At 67.3% G+C, this 16014-nt stretch carries 14 protein-coding genes and 1 tRNA gene; 8 read left to right on the top strand and 7 right to left on the bottom strand.

The window, feature by feature from the left end:
• Window positions 1-113: 113 nt before the first annotated feature.
• A tRNA-Met gene (locus PHLH3_RS22805) sits at window positions 114-190 on the bottom strand.
• 429 nt (window positions 191-619) lie between these two features.
• Between PHLH3_RS22805 and PHLH3_RS22800 the strand changes: the two genes are divergently transcribed.
• Window positions 620-1108, top strand: a complete 489-nt coding sequence (locus PHLH3_RS22800) for a hypothetical protein (protein ID WP_213625881.1) — start codon at window positions 620-622, stop codon at window positions 1106-1108.
• Window positions 1109-1220: 112 nt separating this feature from the next.
• Window positions 1221-2276 carry a DNA polymerase IV gene (gene dinB / locus PHLH3_RS22795; RefSeq protein WP_213625880.1) on the top strand — a complete coding sequence of 352 codons (1056 nt, stop codon included), beginning with the start codon at window positions 1221-1223 and terminating at the stop codon, window positions 2274-2276.
• A gap of 3 nt (window positions 2277-2279) precedes the next feature.
• Here the strand turns inward: dinB and PHLH3_RS22790 are convergent, their stop codons facing one another.
• From PHLH3_RS22790 to PHLH3_RS22775, 4 genes are all read right to left on the bottom strand, one after another.
• Window positions 2280-2684 carry an META domain-containing protein gene (locus tag PHLH3_RS22790; RefSeq protein ID WP_213625879.1) on the bottom strand — a complete coding sequence of 135 codons (405 nt, stop codon included), beginning with the start codon at window positions 2682-2684 and terminating at the stop codon, window positions 2280-2282.
• The gene (locus PHLH3_RS22785) at window positions 2681-3118 is read right to left on the bottom strand and encodes a hypothetical protein (RefSeq protein WP_213625878.1); all 438 of its coding nucleotides are present in this window, start codon (window positions 3116-3118) and stop codon (window positions 2681-2683) included. The genes PHLH3_RS22790 and PHLH3_RS22785 overlap by 4 nt, the downstream gene beginning before the upstream one ends.
• Window positions 3119-3153: 35 nt before the next feature.
• Complete coding sequence (locus PHLH3_RS22780) at window positions 3154-4137, bottom strand: 2-hydroxyacid dehydrogenase (RefSeq protein ID WP_213625877.1); 984 nt, start codon at window positions 4135-4137, stop codon at window positions 3154-3156.
• A gap of 66 nt (window positions 4138-4203) precedes the next feature.
• Entirely contained in the window at window positions 4204-6963 is a 2760-nt protein-coding gene (locus PHLH3_RS22775) for a response regulator (RefSeq protein ID WP_213625876.1), read from the bottom strand.
• A 160-nt stretch (window positions 6964-7123) separates the two neighbouring features.
• On the opposite strand from PHLH3_RS22775, the gene PHLH3_RS22770 reads away from it, so the two are divergent.
• Both PHLH3_RS22770 and PHLH3_RS22765 read left to right on the top strand, forming a co-directional pair.
• A complete protein-coding gene (locus tag PHLH3_RS22770) occupies window positions 7124-7834 on the top strand; it encodes a response regulator transcription factor (protein ID WP_213625875.1) in 711 nt (236 codons plus the stop codon).
• Window positions 7834-9192 (top strand): sensor histidine kinase, encoded by a 1359-nt coding sequence (locus PHLH3_RS22765; RefSeq protein ID WP_213625874.1) that lies wholly within the window; start codon window positions 7834-7836, stop codon window positions 9190-9192. Before PHLH3_RS22770 ends, PHLH3_RS22765 begins: the two co-directional genes overlap by 1 nt.
• Window positions 9193-9266: 74 nt before the next feature.
• Here the strand turns inward: PHLH3_RS22765 and PHLH3_RS22760 are convergent, their stop codons facing one another.
• Together PHLH3_RS22760 and PHLH3_RS22755 are read right to left on the bottom strand one after the other, a co-directional pair.
• Window positions 9267-10085 (bottom strand): tetratricopeptide repeat protein, encoded by an 819-nt coding sequence (locus PHLH3_RS22760; protein WP_213625873.1) that lies wholly within the window; start codon window positions 10083-10085, stop codon window positions 9267-9269.
• 1 nt (window position 10086) lies between these two features.
• Window positions 10087-10767, bottom strand: a complete 681-nt coding sequence (locus PHLH3_RS22755) for a Fe2+-dependent dioxygenase (protein WP_213625872.1) — start codon at window positions 10765-10767, stop codon at window positions 10087-10089.
• Window positions 10768-10974: 207 nt separating this feature from the next.
• Between PHLH3_RS22755 and PHLH3_RS22750 the strand changes: the two genes are divergently transcribed.
• From PHLH3_RS22750 to rlmD, 4 genes are all read left to right on the top strand, one after another.
• The gene (locus PHLH3_RS22750) at window positions 10975-13299 is read left to right on the top strand and encodes a TonB-dependent siderophore receptor (RefSeq protein ID WP_213625871.1); all 2325 of its coding nucleotides are present in this window, start codon (window positions 10975-10977) and stop codon (window positions 13297-13299) included.
• A gap of 245 nt (window positions 13300-13544) precedes the next feature.
• Window positions 13545-14447, top strand: a complete 903-nt coding sequence (cysM, locus tag PHLH3_RS22745) for a cysteine synthase CysM (protein WP_213625870.1) — start codon at window positions 13545-13547, stop codon at window positions 14445-14447.
• Window positions 14444-14644, top strand: coding sequence for a hypothetical protein (locus PHLH3_RS22740; protein ID WP_213625869.1), 201 nt, complete (start codon window positions 14444-14446; stop codon window positions 14642-14644). Before cysM ends, PHLH3_RS22740 begins: the two co-directional genes overlap by 4 nt.
• A complete protein-coding gene (rlmD, locus tag PHLH3_RS22735; RefSeq protein ID WP_213625868.1) occupies window positions 14631-15986 on the top strand; it encodes a 23S rRNA (uracil(1939)-C(5))-methyltransferase RlmD in 1356 nt (451 codons plus the stop codon). Before PHLH3_RS22740 ends, rlmD begins: the two co-directional genes overlap by 14 nt.
• The last annotated feature ends 28 nt before the right edge of the window (window positions 15987-16014 follow it).

The following is a 16014-nucleotide window of genomic DNA, read 5'->3' as shown; positions in this document are numbered from 1 at the left end:
CTGTAATGCAATATTTTCCTTGGCGCATGGCCTGACTGAGGGGCGGGCGGCTTCAGCCTAAGAAAAGACGCCCAAACGAAAAAGGCCACTCTTTCGAGTGGCCTTTCCGTATTTGGTTGCGGGAGCTGGATTTGAACCAACGACCTTCGGGTTATGAGCCCGACGAGCTACCAGACTGCTCCATCCCGCGTCTGTGGGTCGGCATTCTAGCGATTTAATTCACCCTGTCAACGCCTGATTGAGAAAAAAGTGTTTTTTCTTCAGATGCTTGGCGTGATCCGGGTGGTCAGATAGTCCTCCAGCCCCTGCCGGGCGGGGTTCTTCAGGCTTTTCGGGGCGAGGTGCGCAGGTGCGGGAATGGGCCGGATGAACCTCGGGCCCGGAACGGGGAACCGGGCCCGAGGGCGGCAGGAGGTCCATTTCCTGGCCGCTGGACGAGCGTAACGGGGAGACGCTGTAGGAGAGTTCCAGACACCGGTAGGCTCGGGCTGATTCCGCCACGCGTCCGTTGTAGAGATTTGGGCCCCGGCGATACTGCTGCGCTTCAACGGGGTGCCGGTGGTGCCCCATCCGCGTTGGTCGCGCCTCGTTCCACGGGGCGTTTCGTTCCGGAGTTCCCATGACGCTCGATTCCTTCAGCCGCCTCGTCATCGAGCCGGCCCTGGCCCTGCTGCCCGATGAGATGAACAGCCCCGAGGCGCAGTTGATGCTGCTCGCCATCGCCTTGCAGGAAAGCGGCCTGGAGAAGCGCCCGTTGGTCACGGGCGGGCCTCACAGCTATTGGCAATCGGAGTCGCCCGATGAAATGGTCCACTTCGTCCTACGCTGCCCGGTGACCCGGGATGTCGCCGTCGAGGTATGCGACGCCCGCCAGGTGCCGCCGGTGGATGAGCGGGTTCGCGTTGCGCTGGGGCATGACGATACGCTCGCAGCCGCTTTCGCGCGGCTTTTGCTGTGGAGCGACCCGGCGCGTCTGCCTGCGCTCGATGAGGTGGAGGCGTCCTGGGACCTCTATATAAGGACCTGGCGCACCCCCGACCCACGGCCCGAGCTCTGGCCGGAGCATCACGCCCGGGCCGCCCAGGTCGTGAGCACATCCGGCCGCTGAAACCCGCCTGGCAAATCGGCTAGACTTGCCCGCCTCCCGTCCGTGGAGGCTCCCCCGGCGGCATCCGCCCGCCCGAGCGTGCTTCCTTCGCTCCACCGGTAACCAGGCGTCCATGAGTCAAAGGAAGATCATCCACATCGATTGCGACTGCTTCTATGCAGCCATCGAGATGCGCGACGACCCGTCGCTGGCCGGCCGTCCCCTGGCGGTCGGCGGCTCGGCGGACCGGCGCGGGGTGATCGCCACCTGCAACTACGAGGCGCGCGCCTATGGCGTGCGTTCGGCCATGTCGTCGCACCATGCGTTGAAGCTGTGCCCGGATTTGCTGATCGTGCGGCCGCGCTTCGACGCCTACCGCGAGGCATCGCGGGAGATCCACGCCATCCTTCGTGATTTCACCGAGATCATCGAGCCGCTGTCCCTCGACGAGGCCTATCTCGACGTATCCGCGAGCCAGCACTTCAGTGGCAGCGCCACGCGCATCGCCCAGGAGATCCGCCGGCGGGTGTGGCAGGAGCTGCGCATCACCGTTTCCGCCGGGGTGGCACCGAACAAGTTCCTGGCCAAGATCGCCAGCGACTGGCGCAAGCCCGACGGCCTCTTCGTGATCACGCCCGACCAGGTGGACGACTTCGTCGCCCAGCTGCCGGTGAGCAAGCTGCATGGCGTGGGCAAGGTGACGGCGGACAAGCTCGGCCGCCTCGGCGTGATCAGTTGCGCGGACCTGCGCGAATGGAGTCGCCTGGCCCTGGCCCGCGAGTTCGGCAGTTTCGGCGAGCGCCTGTACGGCTTGGCGCGGGGTATCGACGAGCGCGCGGTGCAGGTGGACAGCCGCCGTCAGTCGTTGAGTGTGGAGAACACCTTCGATCAGGACCTGCCCGACCTGGGCACCTGCCTGGAGCGCCTGCCGGAGCTCTACGAGGAGCTGCAGCGGCGCCTGCAACGGCTCGACGCCAGCTATAAGCCCGGCAAGCCTTTCGTGAAGCTGAAGTTCCACGACTTCGCCCAGACCACCCTGGAGCAGTCCGGTGCTGGGCGTGACCTGGACAGCTACAGGCTGTTGCTGGGCGCGGCGTTCGCCCGGGGTGACAAGCCGGTGCGGCTGATCGGCATCGGCGTGCGCCTGCAGGATCTGCAGGGCGTCGCCGAGCAGCTCAAGCTTTTCTGAAACTCAGCGTTCCGGCCACAGGCGCAGCGGCTTGCCTTCGGCGGGCCACAGGCGCAGTTGCTCGATCGCCGAGAAGTCCCAGCGCTGCACGCCCGGCAGGGCATCGAGGAAGCGCTGTTCCTGCTCCATCAAAGCCGGTGCGCACATCTTGCGGGTGCTGCCGACCGGACCGAAGCTGATCCTGTCGTCCTTCAGCTCGTAGGAGGCGAACCAGTGGTTGCAGCCGCCATTGCCATAGGCACGGCCGTCGCGGCCCAGGGTGATGGTCAGGTGGCTATTGTCGATCAGCGGGCGTTCGCCGATCCACTCCACCTGGTAGGTACGTTCGGTCTCGATGCTCGGGCCTTCGCTGGCGCAGCCCACCAGGGCCAGGGCGCCGACGGCGGCACTGATTGCGTTGCGGTTCATGGGGTCTCCTGACGGCATTTCGGGCAGAGGTGCTTGTCTTCCCTGTTCAACCAGCCCAGCTCGGCGATGCGGGCTTCCGCGGCCGGTGCCTGCGCGCTCTTGCCGAGGCTGGAGTCGACGGCGAACTCGAAGTCCAGGCGCTTGGCGCAGGCGTCGCAGTCCACGTGCCAGTTGAGGATGGACAGTTCCTTGAAGACCGGGCCCTTGGCCACCGCCAGCCACTGGCCGGGCGGGTTGATCAGGTGGCGGACCTTCTCCACCTCCAGGCGCATCGCCAGGTCGCGGCTGCCCTTGAGGGTGACGACCAGGGTGTCGCCATTCTGGATCGAGCCCCCGGTGCCGGTGACCTGATAGCGGCCCGGAGCGAGCGCACGGCACTCGCTGAGGGTGTGGGCGGGGTTGAGCAGGTTGTAACGGAAATCGTGTTCGGCCATAGGTCCTCCAGAAACGCCGCGCATCCTATCACGGCCTAGGCGTCGACCTGGTTGCACGGCCGCCCGGCGGCCCAGGCGGCGATGTTGTCCAGCGTGGTGCGGGCGATGGCCGCCAGCGCCTCGCGGGTGAGGAAGGCCTGGTGCGCCGTGACGATGACGTTGGGGAAGGTCAGCAGCCGGGCCAGCACGTCGTCCTGCAACGGCAGGTCGGAGCGGTCTTCGAAGAACAGGTTGGCCTCCTCTTCATAGACGTCCAGGCCCAGGTAGCCGAGCTGGCCGCTCTTCAGCGCCTCGATCAGCGCCGGGGTTTCCACCAGCGCGCCGCGGCCGGTGTTGATGAGCATCGCGCCGGGCTTCATGTGCTGCAGGCTGTCGGCGTTGATCAGGTAGCGGGTGGCGTCGTTGAGCGGGCAGTGCAGGCTGATGATGTCGCTCTCGGCGAGCAGCAGGTCCAGTGGCAGGTAGCGTGCCCCCATGGCTTCCACGGCCGGGTTGGGGAAGGGGTCGTAGGCCAGCAGCTGGCAGCCGAAGCCGGCCATGATGCGGGCGAAGGTCTCGCCGATCTGCCCGGTGCCGACCACGCCCACGCGTTTGCCCACCAGGTCGAAGCCGGTGAGGCCGTGCAGGCTGAAGTCGCCTTCGCGGGTACGGTTGTAGGCGCGGTGAAGGCGCCGGTTGAGGGCGAGGATCAATGCCACCGCATGTTCGGCGACCGCGTGGGGCGAGTAGGCCGGCACCCGCACGACGGTGAGGCCGAGCGCGCGGGCTGCCGTGAGGTCGACGTGGTTGTAGCCGGCCGAGCGCAGGGCGATCAGGCGCGTGCCGCCCGCCACCAGGTGCTCCAGCACCGGCGCGGACAGGTCGTCGTTGATGAAGGCGCAGACCACGTCGAAGCCATTGGCCAGGGCCGTGGTGTCGAGGGTCAGCCGTGCCGGCTGGAAATGCAGCTCGATGCCTGCCGCGGCGCCGAGGAAGCTGTCGCGGTCATAGTTCTGGCTGCTGAAAAGAATGGTGCGCATGGGCTCTCCTTTTATTCCCCGGCCATTCTAGACCGCCGGGGAAGAGGCGCCCTGCATCAGGTCAGTTCAAGCGTTCACCCGCGTTTCCCCGGCCAGGCGGACGATGGCCACGTCGAGCTCGTCGAGCGCCTGGCGATAGGCCGGGTCGTTCTTCTTGAGCAGGGTTTCGCTGCGCTGGCAGGCCGCGCGCAACTGTGGCACGCCGCAATAGCGGGTGGCGCCGTGCAGGCGGTGGACGCGCTCCAGCAGGGTCGCGTGGTCGTCGCTGTCCAGCGCCTGGCGGATGGCCTGGCGGTCCGCTGCGAGGGAGGCCAGCAGCATCGCCAGCATGTCGGCGGCGAGATCGGCCTTGCCGGCGGCCAGGCGCAGGCCTTCCTCCGGGTCCAGCACGCTCGGTTCATCCTCGTTGGCCGGGTGCTCGGCGCCTCGCTCGGGGGCCGGGCTGTGCAGGACCAGGCCGGTCCACTTGAGCACCACCTGGGCCAGTTGGCGCTCGCCGATGGGCTTGGTCAGGTAGTCGTCCATGCCGCCTTGCAACAGGGCGCGTTTCTCGTTGGCCAGGGCGTGGGCGGTGAGGGCGACGATGGGCACCGGGCTCAATTCGCTGCCGGCTTCCAGGCGGCGGATTTCCTCGGTGGCCTGGCGCCCGTCCATGCCGGGCATTTGCACGTCCATGAGGATCAGGTCGAAGTTGTGCTGCTGCGCGGCCTCGACGGCGGCATAGCCACTGTCCACCGCGGTCACCTGGGCGCCCATGTCGCCGAGCAGGGTCTCGACCAGCAGCAGGTTGGCCGGGTTGTCGTCGACGCAGAGGATCTTCGGCGCGCGCGTGCTCTGTGGCTGCGGTGCCTCCAGGCGCGGCTGCTGGCGCGGACTGACCAGGCCGGTGAGGGCACGGTGCAGCTTGCGCGTGCACGCCGGCTTGGCCTGCAACTGGTTGTGCGAGTCGGGCAGCACCTGGTGATACAGCGCCTGCTCGGTGGTGGGGCAGAGCACCAGGCTCTTGCAGCCCAGCTGGTCCAGTTCCCAGATGTACTGGCTGAGGCGATCCGGCGGCAGGTCGCGGGCGGTCACGCCCATGACCGCGAAGCCGATGGCGCGGGTGCCGTTGCGCTGGGTCTCGACCGCCTCCAGCAAGGCCTCCAGGCTCGGGTAGTCCTGCACCTCCAGGCCGCAGTCCTCGAGCTGGTGGTGCAGCGCCTGGCGGGCCAGTTCCTGGGGCTCGAACACTGCGGCGTAGCGCCCGGCGAGCAGGGCCTTGGGCAGGTCGTCGGCATCGTCGCGGGCCTTGGGCAGGCTGACGCTGATCCAGAACTCGGAGCCTTCGCCCGGGGTGCTGGCCACGCCTATCTCGCCGCCCATCTGCTCGATCAGGCGCTTGGAGATGACCAGCCCCAGGCCGGTGCCGCCGGCCTGGCGCGACAACGAGTTGTCGGCCTGGCTGAAGGCCTGGAACAGGGCGCGCAGGTCCTCGTCGGAAAGGCCGATGCCGGTGTCCTGCACGCTGATGCGCAGTTGCACCAGGTCGGCATCGCTGTCGTCCTCGAGCATCGCGCGCACGGCGATGGTGCCCTCGCGGGTGAACTTGATGGCGTTGCTCACCAGGTTGGTCAGCACCTGCTTGAGGCGCAGGGGGTCGCCCACCAGCTGTAGCGGGGTGTCGCGGTAGACCAGGCTGACCAGTTCCAGGCGCTTCTCGTGGGCGGCGGGGGCGAGGATGGTCAGGGTGTCCTGGATCAGGTCGCGCAGGTTGAAGGGGATGTTCTCCAGCACCAGCTTGCCGGCCTCGATCTTCGAGAAGTCGAGGATCTCGTTGATGATCCCCAGCAGGTTGTCGGCGGACTTCTCGATGGTCGACAGGTAGTCCTGCTGGCGCGGCGACAGCTCGCTCTTCTGCAGCAGGTTGGTGAAGCCGAGGATGCCGTTGAGCGGGGTGCGGATCTCGTGGCTCATGTTGGCGAGGAACTCGGACTTGATCCGGCTCGCCTCCAGGGCCTCCTTGCGCGCCAGGTCCAGCTCGATGTTCTGGATCTCGATGGTCTCCAGGTTCTGGCGGACGTCCTCGGTGGCCTGGTCGATGTTGTGCTGCAGTTCTTCCTGGGCGCTCTGCAGCGCCTCGGCCATGCGGTTGATGCCCCCGGCCAGCTCGTCCATCTCGTGGTTGCCGAGCTGCGGCAGGCGGGTTTCCAGGCGACCTTCCTTGAGCAGCGCGACGCCCTGTTTGATGCGCCGCAGCGGCTCGTTGATCTGGTGGCTCATGCGCAGGGCGAGCAGCGCGGTGACGGCGAGGCCGGCGGTGATCAGCAGCAGGCTGGCGAACAGGCTGCGATAGCCCTTGAGCAGCGTGCCGTGGTGCGACATCTCCAGCTCGACCCAGCCCAGCAGCTGGTCGTCGCCCAGCTTGGCGGTGTCGCCGGAAAGCACGCGGTGGCGTTCGAACACCGGCTGCATGAAGCGCGTTGCATCGGTGTTGCTGGTCAGGCTGAGGTGGCTGCCGTCGCTGTCGGGCGTGCCGTTGAGCATGCTCGGCCCGGCGTGGGCGAGGCGTGCGCGTTCCAGGCTGAGGAAGCTCACGGCGCGCACGTCGGGCTGGTCCAGCGCGTGGTCGGCGATGCGCTCCAGCAGCACCGCGTCGCCACGGACCAGGGCCGGCGCCGCCAGGGGGGCCAGTTGCTCGGCGATCATCTGGCCGCGCTGCAGCAGCTGCGCCTGCATGTCGGAAAGCTGCGCCCAGATGAAGTAGCCGCCCAGCACCAGGGCCAGCAGGCTGGTGGGCAGCAGGGTGAGCAGCAGAACGCGGCCCTTGATGCCTAGATCCTTGTACACGCTCGTTCCTTCGGTCAGTGAATGCCGGAAGTGTAGCGATTCGGCCGGTCGGAATCCTCCCGCTTATAGGCGGGAATCCAGGCGGTGATATGGGAATCCAGGCGGCGATTTGCCAGAATGCGACTCTATTAACGAATAATTCGCATTTGCTGGTGATTCCATGAACGTCAGTATCCCCCCGAGCGCCCGCATCCTCGCCATCGAGGACGACCCCGTCCTGGCCTCCCATCTCTGCGATCACCTCGGTCGCCGGGGGTTCGACGTGACCTTGCGGCGGGACGGCGAAGAGGCCCTGGGCCTGGCCTGCGCCGAGGATTTCGACCTGATCCTCATGGACATCCTGCTGCCCGGGCGCAGCGGCCTGGAGGTGCTCGCCGAGCTGCGCCGCCGCCGCCGCGTGCCGGTGATCCTGATGTCCGCGCTGGGCGCCGAGCAGGACCGCATCGCCGGCTTCAGCCAGGGGGCGGACGACTACCTGCCCAAGCCGTTCAGCATGGCGGAGATGCAGGTGCGGGTGGATGCCGTGCTGCGTCGCGTAGCCTACGAACGGCGTGAACCGGAACCGCCCAGCGATGCGCTGGAGCTGAAGTTCGACGAAGGGCGCTCGGATATCAGCTATCGCGGGCGCTGGGCCGAACTCACGCCCACCGAGTACCGCCTGCTGGTCACCTTCTCGCGGCACATGGAGGAGGCGCAGAGCAAGGCGTTCCTCTACCAGCACGTGCTGCACCGCGCCTACTCGCAGCACGACCGCAGCCTGGACATGCACGTCAGCCACATCCGTCGCAAACTGGCGCGGCTCGGCTATGCCGAGTGGCGGCTGGAGACCGTCTGGGGCAAGGGCTACGTGCTCACCAGCGGGAAAGGCTGATGCCCGGTCGCCATTCGCTGTTCTGGAAGCTGGCGATCATCCTCGTCGGCTTCTGCCTGGTGATGATCGCCCTGACGCTGTCGTTCGGTCAGCTCATCGGCGAACGCACCTCCTACCTGTCCGACACGGCGCGCACGACCCTGCGCGGCTACGCCCGTGAGGCCGAGCAGGCCTGGCGTGAAGGAGGACGGGCCGGCGTCGATGCCTTCCAGGTCGACCTGGAGCGCCGCGAGGGCAGCTGGGTGCTGGTGCTCGACCAGCACCTGTTCCCCCTGGGCAGCCGCCCGGTCAGCGAGGAGCAGCGCCGTCGCCTGGGCTTCATGCGGCAACTGGAGTGGCCGATGGGGCGGCAGACGCCGGAACCCCGCACGCTGAGCATTCCCTTCGAGGGCCAGGACGGGCAGCTGGTGATGCTCCTGCCGCAACGCTTCAGCCCCTGGGGCCCACGGCCGCTGTTGTTCTTCATCGCCCAGAAGGTGGTGCCCGGGCTGCTCGCCCTGCTGCTGTGCATGCTGCTCTACCGGCTGTTCATCGCCCCGCTGGCGCGCCTGCGCGAACAGGCCAATTCGCTGAAGGCGGACGACCTCGGCGCGCGTCTGGGCGAACCCTTCGTTTCGCGGCGGGACGAGCTCGGAGAGCTGGGCCGGGCCTTCGATCACATGGCCGATCGCCTGCAAGGCACCGTGGTCTACCAGCGCCGGCTGCTCAGCGACCTCTCTCACGAACTGCGGACCCCGCTCAGCCGCCTGCGTGCGGCCAGCGAGCGCGAGGACGACCTGCCGGCGCTGCGCCAGCGCCTGGAGCGCGAGATCGGCGTGATGCAGCAACTGGTGGAAAACACCCTGGAGCTGGCCTGGATGGATTCCGAGCGCCCGCATTTCCCCCAGGAGGCGGTGCCGTTGCGGCCACTCTGGGACGTGCTCACGGAAGACGCCTGTTTCGAGACGGGATGGCCCCGGGAGCAACTGCGTTTCGAGCTGGATGAGCGGTGCGTGGTCAAGGCCCACCTCAACAGCCTGGCCCAGGCCCTGGAGAACATGCTGCGCAATGCCATCCGCCATTCACCTGCGGGCGGGCTGGTCACGCTGTCCGGCCACCAGGAGGGCGAGCACTGGCTGCTGTGCCTCCACGACCAGGGGCCTGGGGTGGCGGAAGAACACCTGGAGCTGATCTTCGAACCCTTCTCCCGGCTCGACGAGGCGCGGCCCGGCGATGGCGGTTTCGGCCTGGGGCTGAGCATCGCACGCAGCGCCATCGAACTTCAGGGCGGCCGACTGTGGGCGCGCAACCTGGATCCGGGGCTGGGCTTGCACATGTGCCTGCAAGCCTGGCCGGGCGGCGCCTCGGGTTCGGGCTAAGAACGCCATAGGACTCGCGCCCCGAGGCTTCTTGGCGGTCATCCGAATGTCTCCCTGAAAGGGGGGCGGCCGATCTAGTTGAGAATATTCATACCGTCGCCGCCCTGGGCCAGGAAACGCTGCTGGGCCTGGTGGTCGCTGTCGTCGCCGAGTTCGCTCGCGCGCTGGTGGAAGTCGCCGGCCAGGGCCCGTATGCGCGGGTCGCTGGCCTGGGCCAGGCTGGCACGGCTGGTGCGGAGGAAGTTGAGATTGCCGGCGGCCAGCGAGCGTCGCAGCCAGTCCAGGGCCTCTTCGATCCGCCCCTGGGCCGCCAGTACCGCGGCATAGCTGAACTGGCCGCGGAAGTCGCCGGCCTCGGCCGAGCGCCGGTACCAGTCCAGGGCGATTCCGGCATCGCGTGGCACGGCGATGCCCTCTTCGAAATAGCGCCCCACCAGGTTCATCGACTTGGCGTGCCCGGCTTCGGCCGCCTGCAGGTAGAGGGCGAAGGCGGCCGCCTGGTCGAGCTCGACGCCGCGTCCGGTGGCCAGAAGGCCCGCGTAGTTGTACAGGGCCCAGTCGAGCCCACTGGCGATGGCCTGCCGGTACTGGTTGGCGGCTTCCACCAGGTCGACGTCACCGCCCCAGCCGTGCTCCAGGCAGCGGCCGAGCATGTTGCGCGCCATGGCGTCGCCGTTGTCGGCGGCGATGCGGAACCAGGCGCGGGCCAGGGCCGGGTCTTTCTCGATGCCCTTGCCATCGAGGAGGATCTGCCCCAGCAGCGTCTGCGCATCGGTCATGCCGTCGCGGGCGGCACCGAGGATGATCCGTGCGGCCTGGCGAGGGTCGCTGGCCAGCCGCTCGCGCAATTCTTCAACGCTGAGGGTTTCGGTGCGCCTGAGGGTGACGTGCATTTCAGGTGTCCGCCCAGCGCCGCAGCAGGTTGTGGTAGGTGCCGGTGAGCTGGATCAGCGCGGGGTGTTCGGGTACGTCGCGGGCCAGGCTCTGGATCGCCTGGTCCATCTCGTAGAGCAGGGTGCGCTGGCCGTCGTCGCGGACCATGCTCTGGGTCCAGAAGAACGAGGCGATGCGTGCGCCCCGGGTCACGGGCTCCACCTTGTGCAGGCTGGTGGAGGGGTAGATGACCAGGTCTCCGGCGGCGAACTTCACGCGCTGGGTGCCGTAGGTGTCCTGGATCACCAGTTCGCCGCCGTCGTAGCTATCCGGTTCGCTGAAGAACAGCGTGGCGGAGACGTCGGTGCGGACCTGCTCGGGGCTGCCCTGGATGCGGCGGATGGCGTTGTCGATGTGGTAGTCGAAGGTGCCACCGCCCGTGTAGCGGTTGAACAGGGGCGGGAAGACCTTAAGCGGCAGCACGGCGGAGACGAACAGCGGGTGGGTCCACAGGCGCTGCAGCATCGCCGCGCTGATTTCCTTCGCCAGGGGATGGCCTTCCACCAGTTGCTCGTTGTGCTTGGCCTTCGCCGACTGGTGCCCGGCGGTGACGCGGCCATCCGCCCAGTCGGCCTGTTCCAGCGCTTCGCGGATGCGGGCGGCCTCTTCGGGCGTGAATACACCGGGTATGCGCAGGAGCATGGTCTGGGGCCTCCGGATGGGAAAAAAGCGCAAATGGTAGTGATTTACATTTGTTGCTGGCAAGGGGATTTGCCGGGCCTGCCGACGGCCTGCGCGGACGAGTGTAAAGTTTGTAAAAAAGATGCAAATGAGAATATATGGCAATTGATAGTGTAAACGTTTTGAAATAGATTCCGCGGCCTCTGAGATCCCTGGGGAGGGAAAACGATGTCGCGTCAGTCACTCGAATCCACCGCTTCTGCCCAGCGCCTGCTGGCATCCGCCATCGGCGTTGCCCTCTCGGCCGCCTCCCTGGCGCCGGTTGCCCATGCCGCGCAAGCGGAGAAGAAGGACGGCGAACAGGACGGCGTGATCTCGCTCGATGCCACCTCGGTGGTCGGTGAGCAGATCGGGGGCGAGGACTACCAGGTCCAGCGCTCCGCCTCGCAGAAGTACACCGCGCCGCTGGTGGACACGCCGCGCTCCGTGACCGTGGTTCCGCAGCAGGTGATCAAGGACACCGGCGCGCTGAGCCTGCAGGACGCGTTGCGCACCGTGCCCGGTATCACCATGGGGGCGGGCGAGGGCGGCAACCCCCAGGGCGATCGTCCCTTCATCCGCGGCTTCGACGCCCAGTCCGATACCTACCTCGATGGCGTGCGCGACACCGGTTCGCAGACCCGCGAGATCTTCGCCATCGAGTCCATCGAGGTGAGCAAGGGGCCGAACTCGTCCTTCGGTGGCCGTGGCTCGGCCGGTGGCAGCCTCAACCTGGTGACCAAGAAGGCGCACCTCGGTGATTCCATCGACGGTGGCTTCACCTGGGGTTCCGACCAGACCCAGCGCTACACCGCCGACATCAACCAGCAGTTCCTCGACACCGCCGCGTTCCGCCTCAACCTGATGAGCCACGAGAGCAATGTCGCCGGTCGCGACAAGGTCAACTACGACCGCTGGGGCGTGGCCCCGTCGCTGGCCTTCGGCCTCGGCACCGACACCCGCGTGAACCTCGACTTCTATCACATGGAAAGCGACGACCTGCCGGACTCGGGCATCCCCTACGGCTACTCGGTGGGCACCACCCACACCGCGGGCAGCCCGGACAAACCCGTCGACGGCGGCGACAGCAGCAACTTCTATGGCCTGACCAGCCGCGACTTCCGCAAGACCCGGGCGGACATCGCGACCATCGCCATCGAGCACGACCTGACCGATTCGCTGACCCTCAAGAACACCCTGCGCCACGGCAACAGCATGCAGGACTACATCCTGACCCAGCCGGACGACAGCAAGGGCAACGTGATCAATGGCACCGTCTGGCGCCGCGCCAACAGCCGTGTGAGCAACACCGCCACCACCACCAACCAGACCGACCTGTTCGGCGATTTCCAGCTGGCCGGGCTCAAGCACAGTTTCTCCACGGGCATCGAGCTGTCCCGCGAGGAGTCCGATCGCTCTTCCTACACGGTCGCCAACTCGGTGGGGACCGGCAACCTGAACTGCCCGACCACGGGTGCCGGCACCGGCTACAACTGCACCTCGCTGGGCAATCCCAACCCGGACGACCCCTGGGCCGGCAGCGTCGCGCGCAACTACGCCGCCACCGTCACCACCGGCGATACCCGTGCGCTCTACGCCTTCGACAGCATCGAGCTGGACCCGCAGTGGATCCTCAACCTGGGCCTGCGCTACGACAACTTCCAGACCGAGTCCAGGACCAAGTCCGCCGCTGGCGCCACCACCTTCAAGGCGTCCGATACCGCCGAGTTCGTCAACTACCAGGTGGGCCTGGTATGGAAGCCGGCCAGCAACGGCAGCATCTATGCCTCCTACGCCACGTCCGCGACGCCGCCGGGCTCCATGCTGGGCGAGGGCACGGAAGGCAACGCCCTGCCGACGTCCGTGGGCACGCCGACCAGTATCGTCAGCGACCTGGAGCCGGAAGAGACCACCAACTACGAGCTGGGCACCAAGTGGGACCTGCTCGATGAGCGCCTGTCGCTGACCGCCGCGATCTTCCGCACCGAGAAGGAAAACACCCGCGTCCTGGTGAGCAACTACACCTACGAGAACGCCGGCAAGACCCGCGTCGACGGCCTCGAGGTGACCGCCAGCGGCAAGATCACCGACAAGTGGCAGGTCTTCGCCGGCTACAGCTACCTGGACAGTGAGCTGGTCGACCCGGGTGCCGTGGGCAACCGTACGGGCCTGGTGACCAGCACCGTCAACGCGGCCAAGGGCAACGAGATGCCCAATACGCCGAAGAACAGCTTCAGCCTTTGGACCACCTACCAGGTACTGCCGAAGCTGACCCTCGGCGCCGGTGCCTTCTACGTGGATGATGTGTTCGGCGACAACAACAACTCCGTGTACGTCCCGTCCTACTGGCGCTACGACGCGATGGCGGCCTACCAGCTGACCAAGAACGTCGACCTGCAGCTGAACGTGCAGAACCTCACCGACGAGACCTACTACGACAAGGCCTTCACCACCCACTTCGCCAACCAGGCGGCGGGTCGTACGGCGCTGCTCAGCACCAACTTCCACTTCTGATCGGCGCGGCCCTGCCGCTCCGCCAGGCCATGGAGCCCCGGTCGCGATCGCTGCCGGGGCTTCGTCGTTCTCGCGTACCTATATAAGGAGGGACGGGGTCGCGACGCGGGCCGGACCGGCCCTGCAATAGCCGTCGGTTCCATGCATATAGCCTCATGGCATAACGCGACACCTTCCCGCGATATGGCCATCGCCGGTTTGCCGGTATCATGTGCACCCCTGCGTCTGGATTGCGAACCCCCGCCATGACCCTGCAGTACCCAACCATCGCCGACTGCATCGGCAACACTCCGCTGGTGCGCCTGCAGCGCCTGGGCGGAGCCACCAGCAACACCCTCCTGGTCAAGCTCGAAGGCAACAACCCCGCCGGTTCCGTGAAGGACCGCCCGGCCCTGTCGATGATCACCCGCGCCGAACTGCGCGGTGCCATCCAGCCCGGTGACACCCTGATCGAGGCGACCTCGGGCAACACCGGCATCGCGCTGGCCATGGCGGCGGCGATCAAGGGCTACAAGATGGTCCTGATCATGCCGGACAACATGAGTGCCGAGCGCAAGGCGGCGATGACCGCCTATGGCGCCGAGCTGATCATCGTCAGCAAGGAGGAGGGCATGGAGGGCGCCCGCGACCTGGCCGAGCGCATGCAGGCCGAAGGCCGCGGCAAGGTGCTGGACCAGTTCGCCAATGGCGATAACCCCGAGGCCCACTACGTCGGCACGGGCCCCGAGATCTGGCGCCAGACCCAGGGCACCATCACCCACTTCATCAGCTCGATGGGCACCACCGGCACCATCATGGGCACCTCGCGCTACCTCAAGGAGCAGAACCCCGCTATCCAGATCGTCGGCCTGCAGCCCCAGGAAGGCTCGGCCATCCCCGGCATCCGTCGCTGGCCCGAGCAATACCTGCCGAAGATCTACCAGGCCGACCGCGTCGATCGCGTCGTCGACATGGCCCAGGTCGAGGCGGAGCAGACCATGCGCCGACTGGCCCGCGAGGAAGGCATCTTCTGTGGCGTGTCCTCCGGCGGCTCGGTGGCGGCCATGCTGCGCCTGTCCCGCGAGGTGGAGAACGCGGTGATGGTGGCGATCATCTGCGATCGCGGCGACCGCTACCTGTCCACCGGCGTGTACGACCCGATCCCGTGAGACTCGTCATTCCCCGTCCCGATGGCTGTGCAGGCCGCTACTCGCTGCGCGCCTATCGCATCCACCTGCACCCCGTGTGTGGCACCAGCCGGGGCCTCGCCCTGGGCGCCGCTGCGTCCGTTTCCCGCTATGCGCCGTCGGCCCTGCTGCAGCGCTCCTGGTATCTGCCCAAGGATGTGAAACATGGCCAAGCGTAGCGGCGGCCTGCGCTTCCAGCCCAGTGGCGGCACGCGCTCGACGCAGCAGGTGCCGACCGGCAAGAAGCAGCGCCTGTCCATCGAGCGCCTGGCCAACGACGGCCGTGGCATCGCCTTCGTCGAAGGGCGTACCTGGTTCGTTTCCGGTGCGCTGGCGGACGAGCAGGTCGAGGCCCGTGTACTCGGCGCCCGCGCCCAGATCGTCGAGGCACGCGCGGAGAAGGTGCTGGTGGCCAGCCCGCTGCGGCGTGCCGAGCCCTGTGCCCATGCCGGCCAGTGCGGCGGCTGCACCCTGCAGCACCTGCCCCATGCCGAGCAGCTCGCCCTGAAACAGCGCACGCTGGCCGAGCAGTTGTCGCGCGTCGCCGGGCTCGAGCCCGAGGCTTGGGCCGCACCGCTGGTGGGGCCGGAGTTCGCCTACCGCCGCCGCGCCCGCATCGCCGTGCGCTGGGACGCCAAGGCCGCGCGCCTGGACGTCGGCTTCCGCGCCGCCGCCAGCCAGACCATCATCGGCATCGATGACTGCCTCGTGCTGGTACAGCCCTTGCAGTCGATCGTCCGTGCGTTACCGCAACTGCTGCGCAGCCTGGAAAGGCCGCAAGCCCTCGGTCATGTCGAGCTCTTTCACGGCAATGCCTCGTCGCTGCTGCTGCGCCACATCCAGCCACTGGGTGAGGCGGACCTGCAGCGCCTGCGGCATTTCTGCGCCGAACACCAGGCCCAGCTGTGGTTGCACGGTGCGGGCGAGCCGCACGCGGACGACCCGGCCATGCGCCTGGGTTACCGTTTGGAACAGTGGGGCCTGGAACTGGAATACCGGCCGGGTGATTTCGTCCAGGTCAATGCGCCGGTCAACGAGGCGATGGTCGCCCAGGCGCTAGACTGGTTGGCACCGCAGGCGTCCGAGCGGGTGCTGGACCTGTTCTGCGGGCTCGGTAATTTCGCCCTGCCGCTGGCGCGCCAGGTGCGCGAGGTGGTGGCGGTGGAAGGTGTGGACGCCATGGTCGAACGCGCCCGTGGCAATGCGGTAATCAATGGTCTGGAGAATGCGCACTTTTTCCAGGCCGACTTGTCGAAGCCGCTGGCCGAGGCCCGGTGGGCCCGGCAGGGGTTCGATGCAGTGCTGCTGGACCCGCCGCGCGACGGCGCTTTCGAGGTCGCCCGCCACCTGGGCGGGCTCGGCGCGAAACGCGTGGTGTATGTGTCCTGCAACCCGGCGACGCTGGCACGCGACAGTGCCGAGCTGGTCCGGCAGGGTTATCGGCTCAGGAGAGCCGGCATCCTCGACATGTTTCCGCAGACGGCCCATGTCGAGGCCATGGCGTTATTCGAGGCGGGCTAGGATGCTCGCGTAATCCGACTGGCCCAGA

The organism is Pseudomonas sp. Pc102 (assembly GCF_018408275.1).
GTDB lineage: Bacteria > Pseudomonadota > Gammaproteobacteria > Pseudomonadales > Pseudomonadaceae > Metapseudomonas > Metapseudomonas tohonis.
Note: the sequence above shows the minus strand (reverse complement) of the source record. Positions and strands in the feature narration are given on the sequence as shown.

Coding starts and splice junctions, on each gene's coding strand:
- PHLH3_RS22800 (WP_213625881.1), top strand. CDS start 620: ATGACGCTCGATTCCTTCAGCCGCCTCGTCATCGAGCCGGCCCTGGCC.
- dinB (WP_213625880.1), top strand. CDS start 1,221: ATGAGTCAAAGGAAGATCATCCACATCGATTGCGACTGCTTCTATGCA.
- PHLH3_RS22790 (WP_213625879.1), bottom strand. CDS start 2,684: ATGAACCGCAACGCAATCAGTGCCGCCGTCGGCGCCCTGGCCCTGGTG.
- PHLH3_RS22785 (WP_213625878.1), bottom strand. CDS start 3,118: ATGGCCGAACACGATTTCCGTTACAACCTGCTCAACCCCGCCCACACC.
- PHLH3_RS22780 (WP_213625877.1), bottom strand. CDS start 4,137: ATGCGCACCATTCTTTTCAGCAGCCAGAACTATGACCGCGACAGCTTC.
- PHLH3_RS22770 (WP_213625875.1), top strand. CDS start 7,124: ATGAACGTCAGTATCCCCCCGAGCGCCCGCATCCTCGCCATCGAGGAC.
- PHLH3_RS22765 (WP_213625874.1), top strand. CDS start 7,834: ATGCCCGGTCGCCATTCGCTGTTCTGGAAGCTGGCGATCATCCTCGTC.
- PHLH3_RS22760 (WP_213625873.1), bottom strand. CDS start 10,085: ATGCACGTCACCCTCAGGCGCACCGAAACCCTCAGCGTTGAAGAATTG.
- PHLH3_RS22755 (WP_213625872.1), bottom strand. CDS start 10,767: ATGCTCCTGCGCATACCCGGTGTATTCACGCCCGAAGAGGCCGCCCGC.
- PHLH3_RS22750 (WP_213625871.1), top strand. CDS start 10,975: ATGTCGCGTCAGTCACTCGAATCCACCGCTTCTGCCCAGCGCCTGCTG.
- cysM (WP_213625870.1), top strand. CDS start 13,545: ATGACCCTGCAGTACCCAACCATCGCCGACTGCATCGGCAACACTCCG.
- rlmD (WP_213625868.1), top strand. CDS start 14,631: ATGGCCAAGCGTAGCGGCGGCCTGCGCTTCCAGCCCAGTGGCGGCACG.